This is a genomic window from Streptomyces sp. NPDC048211, from assembly GCF_043202315.1.
In the GTDB taxonomy this organism is placed as follows: domain Bacteria; phylum Actinomycetota; class Actinomycetes; order Streptomycetales; family Streptomycetaceae; genus Streptomyces.
In genome coordinates this window covers 1-9,925 of record NZ_JBIDAD010000019.1, presented here as the reverse complement: position 1 = coordinate 9,925, position 9,925 = coordinate 1, and the positions used below count along the sequence as shown (strand labels likewise).

Genomic DNA, 9,925 nt, shown 5'->3' with positions numbered 1-9,925 from the left:
ACCCCACACCACCCCCCTCCTCCGCAAAAACCACAACGAAAACCACACCTACCAAACCGCCCTCGCCACCACCCACGCACAAGGAACCCCCACCACCCCACCCACCCCCACCACCCCACACACCAACCTCCCCACCTACCCCTTCCAACCCACCCACTACTGGCTGGACGCGACAGGGGCCGACGGGAGCGACGCACTGCTCACCCCCGCCGTCGAGCTCGCCGAGGACGACGGTCTGCTCTTCACGGGCGAGACGGGTACCGCACTGCTCCCCTGGCTCGCCGACCATGCGATGGGCGGGGTGCCGCTCGTACCTGCGGCGCTCTTCGTCGAACTGGCGCTGCGGGCGGGCGAGAAGGCCGACGTCCCGGTCGTGGACGAGCTGACCCTCGAGGCTCCGCTCCCCCTGCCGGCCGACGGCTCCGCCGTGCCGCTCCAGCTCACGGTCGGCGCCCCCGACGACACGGACCGGCGGCCGTTCAGCGTGCACGCCCGGCCCGCAGCCGGTTCGCCCTGGGTGCGCTACGCCTCCGGCCGGCTGGCACCGCCGGACGACGAGACCGCCACGCCGGAGACCGTGTGGCCGCCGGCCGGCGCGGTCCGCACGGACGTGGCCGAGGTCTACGAACAGCTGGAGCGGCTGGGCTACGGGTACGGTCCGGGCTTCCGCAATCTGCGGGACGCCTGGACGGTCGGGGACACCCTCTTCGCCGAGGCCGCACTGCCGGACGAACTGCGGGACTCCGCCGAGAAGTTCGCTCTGCACCCCGCGCTGCTCGACGCCGCACTGCACCTTCTGCCCTTGCGCAACGGCGGTGCGGAGCTGAAGCTCCCCTTCTCCTGGTCCGGGATTCGCCTGCATGCCACGGGAGCCGACTCGGTACGCATCCGGCTGGAGCCGGCCGGCGGGGACGCGATGTCCCTGTCGCTGACCGACTCGGCCGGGGAGCAGGTCGTCTCCGTCGACTCGGTCCATCTGCTGCCCGCCCCCGCCGTGACGGCTTCCTCATCGGCCGCCGCAAGCGGCGACGCGCTCTACGAAGTGCGCTGGACAGCGCCGGTGGTGCACACCCGGCGGGCCGGTGCCGCCCTGCCCGAGGCCGAGATCGTACGGATCGGCTCCGGCCTCTCCGCGTCCGAGTCGGCCAACCGGGCCCTGGCGCTGGTCCAGGAGTGGCTGAGGGCCGCGCGGCCCTCCGGTGCCAGGCTCGCCGTCGTCACCTCGGGCGCTGTCGCGGCCGAGCCGGGCGAGGCCGTCACCGGCCTGGCGGCGGCTGCTGTGTGGGGTCTGCTGCGCACCGCCCAGTCCGAGCACCCCGGCAGCTTCGTCCTGGTCGACACGGACGACAGCACGGCCAGCGCACACGCCCTGGCCGGAGCGCTGGACGGCGACGAACCGCAACTCGCGCTGCGCGAAGGGCTGGTGCTCGTCCCACGGCTTGCCCGGATCGCTTCACAGAGCCCGGACCCGTCGTCCCCGCCCGGACCGATCGCCGGCCCGGACGGGGCGGGCACATGGCTGCTGACCGGAGCCACCGGGGCGCTGGGCGCCGGCGTCGCCGAGCGGCTCATCACCCATCACGGCGTCCGGCACCTGCTGCTCGCCGGGCGGCGCGGGCCGGCGGCCCCGGGTGCGCCGGAACTGCTCGCGCACCTCGCCGAGCTGGGTGCCGAGGTGACACTCGTCGCCTGCGACACCGCAGACCGCGATGCCGTCACCCGTCTGCTCACCGGCATCCCCGCCGCGTACCCCCTGCGTGGGATCGTGCACGCCGCGGGGGTGCTCGACGACGGCGTGCTGGAGGACCTCACCCCGGACCGCCTCGACACGGTCCTGCGGCCGAAGGCGGACGCGGCCCTGCTGCTGCACGAACTCACCCGTGAACTCGGCCTGGAACCGGCCACCTTCGTCCTCTTCTCCTCGGTCACCGGTGTCACCGGCACGGCCGGGCAGGCCAACTACGCCGCCGCCAACGCCTACTTGGACGCGCTCGCCCAGCACCGGCACGCCCTCGGCCTGCCCGCCACCTCACTCGCCTGGGGGCTCTGGGACCAGCCCGAGGGCATGGGGTCGCGGCTGGGCGCCACCGATCTCGCGCGGCTCGCCCGGTCGGGTATCGCGCCGCTTCCCGAGGAGAGCGCCCTCCGGCTGTTCGACGAGGCACTCGGCTCCCGGAGTCCGCTGATCGTCGCCTCCCGCTTCGCCACCGCCACCCTGGGCGAGGGAGGCGTGCCGGTCCCCGCACCACTGCGGTCCCTGGCGTCGAAGCGCACTCGCCGGGCCTCCAACTCGACCTCCCTCAGGTCAGGTTCGACGTACGCAGACCAGCTGGCGGGCCTGCCGGACGAGGCTGTGGAGGGGAAGCTGCTGGAACTGGTGCGGGCCACGACCGCCACCGTGCTGGGCCACGCGGACGCGGAGGCGGTACCCGACGGGCGCGCGTTCACCGATCTCGGCTTCGACTCGCTGGCCGCCGTCGATCTCCGGAACCGGCTGGGGACGGCCACCGGTCTGCGCCTGCCCACCACCCTGGTGTTCGACCACCCGACCCCGCTGGCCCTCGCCGCGCTGCTGCGTACCGAACTCGTCGGTGCCGGGGCGGGCGCGGACCGGACCGACGCCCCCGCGACCGCGCCGACGGGCGCCCCCGTCGACGATCCGATCGCCATCGTGTCCATGGCCTGCCGTTTCCCGGGCGGGGTGACCACGCCGGAGGAGCTGTGGCGCCTCGTCAGTGACGGGACCGACGCGGTCTCCGGCTTCCCCACCGACCGGGGGTGGGACCTGGAAGGGCTCTACGACCCCGACGCGTCCCGCCCGGGCACCTCGTACGCCAGGGAGGGCGGGTTCCTGCACACGGCCGCCGACTTCGACCCGGAGTTCTTCGGGATGAGCCCGCGCGAGGCCCTCACCACGGACCCGCAGCAGCGGCTGCTGCTGGAGACGGCCTGGGAGGCGTTCGAGCGGGCCGGGATCGATCCGGCCGGGCTGCGAGGCTCCCGGACCGGGGTGTTCGCCGGGGTGATGTACAACGACTACGGCGCCCGGCTGCACCAGGCGCCGAACGCCCCCGGTGAGGTCGAGGGATACCTGGTCAGCGGGAGCGCGGGCAGTGTGGCCTCGGGCCGGGTCTCGTACACCTTCGGGCTCGAGGGCCCGGCGGTGACCGTGGACACGGCGTGCTCCTCGTCCCTGGTGGCTCTGCATCTCGCCGCCCAGGCGCTGCGGCAGGGCGAATGCGATCTGGCGCTCGCCGGCGGCGTGACCGTGATGGCGGGTCCCGCGACCTTCGTCGAGTTCAGCCGGCAGCGGGGGCTCTCCGCCGACGGGCGGTGCAAGCCGTTCGCCGAGGCCGCCGACGGCACCGGCTGGGGCGAGGGTGTCGGGCTGCTGCTCGTCGAGCGGCTCTCGGACGCGCGGCGCCACGGCCATGAGGTCCTGGCCCTGCTCCGGGGCTCCGCCGTCAACCAGGACGGGGCGAGCAACGGCCTCACCGCACCCAACGGCCCCTCCCAGCAGCGGGTCATCCGCCAGGCCCTGGACCGGGCCGGGCTCACGGCCCGGGACGTCGACGCCGTTGAGGCGCACGGGACAGGGACACGGCTCGGGGACCCGATCGAGGCCCAGGCACTGCTCGCCGTCTACGGGCAGGACCGGCCCGGCGGCCGGCCGCTGCTGCTGGGCTCGGTGAAGTCCAACATCGGGCACACGCAGGCCGCGGCGGGCGTCGCGGGTGTCATCAAGACCGTGCTCTCCATGCGTCACGGCACTTTGCCCAGGAGTCTGCACATCGACCGGCCGACCCCGCATGTCGACTGGTCGGAGGGCGGCGTCGAGCTGCTCACCGAGACGACCCCCTGGCCGGAGCACGGCCGGCCCCGGCGGGCAGCCGTGTCGTCCTTCGGGATCAGCGGGACCAACGCCCACGTGATCCTGGAGGCACCGGCGGACACCCCGGCTGCTGCGGAGGTCCGCAGCACCGACGGCCCGCTCGTACCGTGGCTGGTGTCCGGGCACACGCCCGGTGCGCTGCGGGCCCGGGCGGCGCGGCTGGCCGAGGTCCTGGAACGGGATCCCGGACTGCACCCGGCCGCGGTGTCGGCGGCTCTGGCGGCCGGTCCCGGAGCCTTCGGGCACCGTGCCTCCTTCGTCGCGGCCGACCGCGACGAGGCGCTGCGCGCGCTGGCCTCGCTCGCGTCGGGCGAGACCCGGGAGACCGTGGCGCCCGAGCGGGTGCGGACCGCGTTCCTCTTCACCGGTCAGGGCAGCCAGCGTGCGGGGGCGGGCCGGGAACTGTACGCGGCGTACCCCGTGTTCGCCGCCGCCTTCGACGAGGTGTGCGCGGCGCTGGATCCGCTCGTCGGCCGCTCGCTGCGGGACATCGTGTTCGCCGACGAGGGGACGCCGGAAGCGGCCCTGCTGAACGAGACCCGGTACACACAGCCCGCCCTGTTCGCCCTGGAGACGGCGTTGTTCCGGCTGGTGGAGCACTTCGGGACCCGTCCCGACGCACTGCTCGGGCACTCCGTCGGTTCGGTGACCGCCGCGCACGCGGCCGGTGTGCTGTCTTTGGGTGACGCCGCGACACTGGTCGCGGCCCGGGGGCGGCTGATGCAGCGGTTGCCGGCCGGGGGCGCCATGCTGGCCGTGGCACTCGACGAGGACGCGGTGACACGCCTGCTGACCGGTCTGGACGACCGCGTGGGCATCGCCGCTCTCAACGGGCCCCGGGCGACCGTCGTGTCGGGCGAGGCCGGAGCGGTGGACGATTTCGCCCGGCGGGCGGCGGAGTCGGGTGCCAGAACGCGCCGGCTCACCGTGAGCCACGCCTTCCATTCGCCGCTGATGGAACCGGTGCTCGCGGAGTTCCGGGAGGTGGTGTCGGGGCTGGAGTTCCGGGCGCCGGCCCTCACGGTGATCTCCGATCTCACCGGACAAGCCGTCGATCCCGACGACTTCGCCTCGGCCGGGTACTGGGTACGCCACGCCCGCGAGGCCGTCCGCTTCGCCGACGGGGTCCGCACCCTGAAGGACCTCGGCATCGGAACGTTCCTGGAGCTCGGCCCGGACGCGGTGCTCGCGACCATGGCCGCCGACTCGCACCCCGAGGCGGTGCTGCTGCCGCTGCTGCGCCGCGACCGCTCCGAACTCCGCTCCCTGCCCGAGGCCCTCGGCGCGCTGCACGCCGCCGGTGGCACCGTGGGCCGGACGGTGTACGGGGCGCGGGACGGCGGCGGGCGGGTCGAGCTGCCCACGTACCCCTTCCAGCGCGAGCGGTACTGGCTCGACCGCCCGGCCGCGCCCGCCGGGGCCGCCCGGGTGGAGCAGGCGGGGCTCGGAGCGACGGACCATCCGCTGCTCGGGGCCGCCGTGGAACTCGCGGGCGGCACGGGAACAGTCCATACGGGGCTGCTCTCCCTGGACAGCCATCCGTGGCTGGCCGACCACGCGGTGCTCGGCACCGTCGTCCTGCCGGGAGCCGCCCTGCTGGAGCTCGCCCTGTACGCGGGCGGGCGGGCCGGGGCCGACACGGTCGACGAGCTGACGCTCAGCGATCCGCTCCTGATCCCGGAGACGGGGTCCGTCCAGGTGCAGGTGAGCGTGGGAGCCGCGGGGGCGGACGGTCGCCGGACGGTCACGGTCCACTCCCGGACCGACGCCGGGCAGCAGGGCGGCGCGGACGGCCGGGCGTGGACGGTGCACGCCTCCGGGGTACTCGCACCGGACACCGCCGCGCAGCCCGCGCCGCAGACGGGGAGCTGGCCGCCCGCCGGGGCGGAACCCGTCGAGGTCGCCGGCGCCTACGCCGAGCTGGCCGCGCTGGGCTACGCGTACGGGCCCGCGTTCCAGGGGCTGCGGGCTGCCTGGCGCGATCCCGGGGACGGGACCTGGTTCGCGGAGGTGGGCCTGGCCGAGAGCGACGACGGCCACCTCCTCACACCGGCGCTCCTCGACTCGGCCCTGCATCCGCTCGCGCTCGCGGGCCCCGGTCCGTCCGGCGGGCTGCCGGTCCCGTTCTCCTGGAACGGGGTGCGTGTGCTCCCGACACGGTCCGGGTCGCTGCGGGTGCGGCTGTCCCCGGCGGGGCCCGACACCACCGAGCTGCTGCTGACCGACGAGTCCGGGGTTCCGGTGCTCTCCGTCGCCTCCCTCGTGGTCCGGGAGGCCGATCCGTCGCGGTTCGCGCGGGCCCGCCGGGAACCGGACGGGTTGTACCGGGTGGAGTGGACGGCACGGTCCGCCCCCGGCCCGGAGCCGGGCGCGGTCGGTTTCGACGAGGCGTTGCGGATCGCGGACGCGGAGGGCGAGTTCCTCGGCGACGCCGTGCTGGACGAGGAGCGGCGTTCCCTGCCCGGCCTCGCGCAGGTGCTGCGCGACTGGGTGGCCGACGCCCGGTTCGAGCGGGCCCGGCTGGTCGTCACCACGACCGGGGCGCTGGCGGTCCGCGACGGCGAGCCGGTGCCGGGCCTGGACCGGTCGGCGTGGTGGGGGCTGGTGCGCACGGCACAGACCGAGCATCCGGGACGGTTCGTCCTGGTCGACACGGACGGGACGGACGAATCCGCCCTCGTACGGGACGCGGCGCTCGGCACCGGGGAACCCCAACTGGCCCTCCGCGAAGGTGATGTGCTGGTTCCGGGGCTGACCTCCGTCCCGGCCTCCCTCGAGGGCCGTACGGCCCTGCCGGACGCGGGGCGCGGCACGGTGCTCGTGACCGGCGCCACGGGGGCGCTCGGCCGGCTGGTCGCGGAACGGCTCATCACCCACCACGGGGTGCGGCGGCTCCACCTGGCCGGCCGCCGCGGCCCGGACGCCCCGGGTGCCCGGCAGCTCGTGGACGACCTCACCCGTCTCGGTGCCGAGGTCACCCTCACGGCCTGCGACATCGCCGACCGGGCCGCGCTCACGGCGCTCCTCGACGCCCTCCCCGACGCGTATCCGCTGATCGCCGTCGTCCATGCGGCGGGGGTCACGGCGGACGCGACGCTGGCGGCACTCACCGACGACGCCTTCGCGACGGTTCTCCGGCCGAAGGCCGATGCCGCCCTGCTGCTGCACGAGCTGACCCTGGAGCGGGGCATCGAGCTGGACGCGTTCGTCCTGTTCTCCTCGGTCGCGGGCGTCATCGGCAACGCGGGCCAGGCCAACTACGCGGCCGCGAACACCTACCTGGACGCGCTCGCCCAGCACCGCCGCGCGCTCGGGCTGCCCGCGCTCTCCCTCGCCTGGGGGCTGTGGGAGCAGCCGGGCGGCCTGGGCGGGGACCTGAGCAGCGCCGATCTGGCCAGGATCGCGCGGACCGGCATCGCGCCCCTGACGGCCGAGGAGGGGCTCGCGCTGTTCGACTCCGCGCTGGCCTCGGGGCTCGCCACCGCCGTGCCCGCGCGGCTGGACACCTCGGCGCTTCGGCGGCTCGGTGACCCGGACCGCGTACCGCCACTGCTGCGGACCCTGGTCGCCCTGCCGGCGCGGCGGACCGCAGCGGTCACCGGGGCGGGTGGGGGGTCCGTCGTCGATGCGGGCGGCGATGCCCCGTGGGTCCGCAAGCTGGCCGAGGCGCCGGAGGCGGAGCGGCCGCGCATCGTGCTGGATCTGGTGCGGGCGGTGGTGGCCGAGATCCTCGGACATCCGCCGAACCGGCCCGTGCCCGCCGACCGCGGTCTGCTCGACCTCGGCTTCGACTCGCTGACCGCTGTCGAACTGCGCAACCGCCTCGGTGCCGAGACCGGGCTGAGGCTGCCCACCACTCTGCTCTTCGACCGGCCGACCGCGACCGCGCTCGCCACCCATCTGCACGGGGAGCTGACCGACCGGCTGCCCGGCGGGGCGGCCTCGACGCTGGCGCGTATCGACGAGCTGGAGGCCGCCTTCGACGGGGCCGCGCTCGGCGCGGAGGCCCGCGAACGGATCACCGTGCGGCTGGCCTCCCTGCAGGCCAGGCTCGCCGTGTCCGGTGACACCCCTTCAACTGCCCCGGACACCGGCACCATCACTGCCACCCCTCAGCTGGACCAGGCATCCGACGACGAGCTGTTCCGGCTCATCGACGGACAGCTCGGCTCCGAATAATCCGTACGACGAGGAGAGTTGACGTCGCATGACGAACGAGGCCAGGCTCCGCGACTACCTCAAGCGCGTGACCAACGACCTGCTCCAGACCCGGCAGCGACTGACCGAGGTCGAGGCGGAACGGCACGAACCGATCGCGATCGTCGGCATGTCGTGCCGCTATCCGGGCGGGGTGCGCTCCCCCGAGGAGCTGTGGGAGGTCGTCGCATCGGGCACCGACGCGATCTCCCCGTTCCCGGAGAACCGGGGCTGGGACACCGCAGGGCTCTACGACCCCGATCCGGAGCGGACCGGCCGGAGCTATGCGCGGGAGGGCGGCTTCCTGCACGACGCGGACCGGTTCGATCCGGCGTTCTTCGGGATCAGCCCGCGCGAGGCGACGGCCATCGACCCGCAGCAGCGGCTGCTGCTGGAGAGCGCCTGGGAGGCGTTCGAGCGGGCCGGAATCGACCCGGACACGCTGCGCGGCTCCCGCACCGGAGTGTTCGCCGGGGTGATGTACGGGGACTACGGCGGGCGGATCCGCCGGGCACCGGACGGCCTGGAGGGGTATATCGGCACGGGCAGCGCCGGGTCCGTGGCATCCGGCCGCCTCTCGTACACCTTCGGGCTCGAAGGCCCCGCGGTGACGGTGGACACGGCCTGCTCGTCCTCGCTGGTGGCCCTGCACCTGGCCGTGCAGTCCCTGCGCCGGGGCGAGTGCGATCTCGCACTCGCGGGCGGGGCGACGATCATCGCCACGCCCGGCCTGTTCGTCGAGTTCAGCCGGCAGCGCGGGCTCTCCCCGGACGGGCGGTGCAAGGCGTTCGCCGCTTCGGCCGACGGCACGGGCTGGGGCGAGGGGGTCGGGCTGCTCCTCGTGGAGCGGCTGTCGGACGCCCGCCGCAACGGACACCGGGTGCTCGCGGTCGTACGGGGATCCGCCGTCAACCAGGACGGAACGAGCGGGCAGCTGTCCGCGCCCAACGGGCCCTCGCAGCAGCGGGTCATCCGTCAGGCGCTCGACGACGCCGGGCTCACCACGGCGGACGTCGACGCCGTCGAGGCCCACGGCACGGGGACGAAGCTCGGCGACCCCATCGAGGCGCAGGCACTGCTGGCCACGTACGGGCAGGACCGTCCGGCCGAACATCCCTTGTGGCTGGGGTCGTTGAAGTCGAACATCGGTCACACGCAGGCTGCCGCCGGGGTCGGCGGCATCATCAAGATGGTGCAGGCCATGCGGCACGGGCTGCTGCCGAGGACGCTGCACGTGGACGAGCCCTCGCCACACGTCGACTGGGACGCCGGAGCCGTGCGCCTGCTCACCGAGGATGCCGTTTGGCCCGAGCACGGCCGGCCGCGCCGGTCCGCCGTCTCGTCGTTCGGGATCAGCGGGACGAACGCCCACGTCATCCTGGAGGCGCCCACGACGGAGGCCGCCGGCAGCGAGGCCGCGGCGGCGGCCGAGCCCTCGGGGTCGGCGCCGTGGCTGTTGTCCGCACACGACCCGGAAGCTCTCAAGGAGCATGCGGGGCGGCTGCGTGCGTACGTGGAGGACCGTCCCGGACTGGACCGGGCGGCGGTCGGCGGGGTGCTGGCCCGGGGCCGGGCCGCGCTCGGCCATCGGGCGGTCGTCGTGGCCGCGAGCCATGAGGATCTGGTGCCGGCGCTCGACTCGCTGGCCCGGGGTGTGCCGTCGGCCGATGTGGTGGAGGGCGTGGCAACCGATCACGGAAAGACCGTGTTCGTGTTTCCGGGGCAGGGTTCGCAGTGGGAAGGCATGGCCCGCGAACTCCTCGCGACCTCACCCGTCTTCACCCAGCACCTCACCGCCGCCGCCGAAGCCCTCCAACCCCACACCGGCTGGAACCT

General features: G+C 74.6%; 2 protein-coding genes. Both read left to right on the top strand.

What is annotated here, in order from left to right:
• Window positions 1–8,071, top strand: an 8,071-nt coding sequence (locus ACGFZA_RS38440) for an SDR family NAD(P)-dependent oxidoreductase (RefSeq protein WP_393685343.1), incomplete at its 5' end; no start/stop codon positions are given.
• Window positions 8,072–8,099: 28 nt separating this feature from the next.
• A partial coding sequence (locus ACGFZA_RS38435) for a type I polyketide synthase (RefSeq protein ID WP_393685341.1) occupies window positions 8,100–9,925 on the top strand: 1,826 nt, incomplete at its 3' end.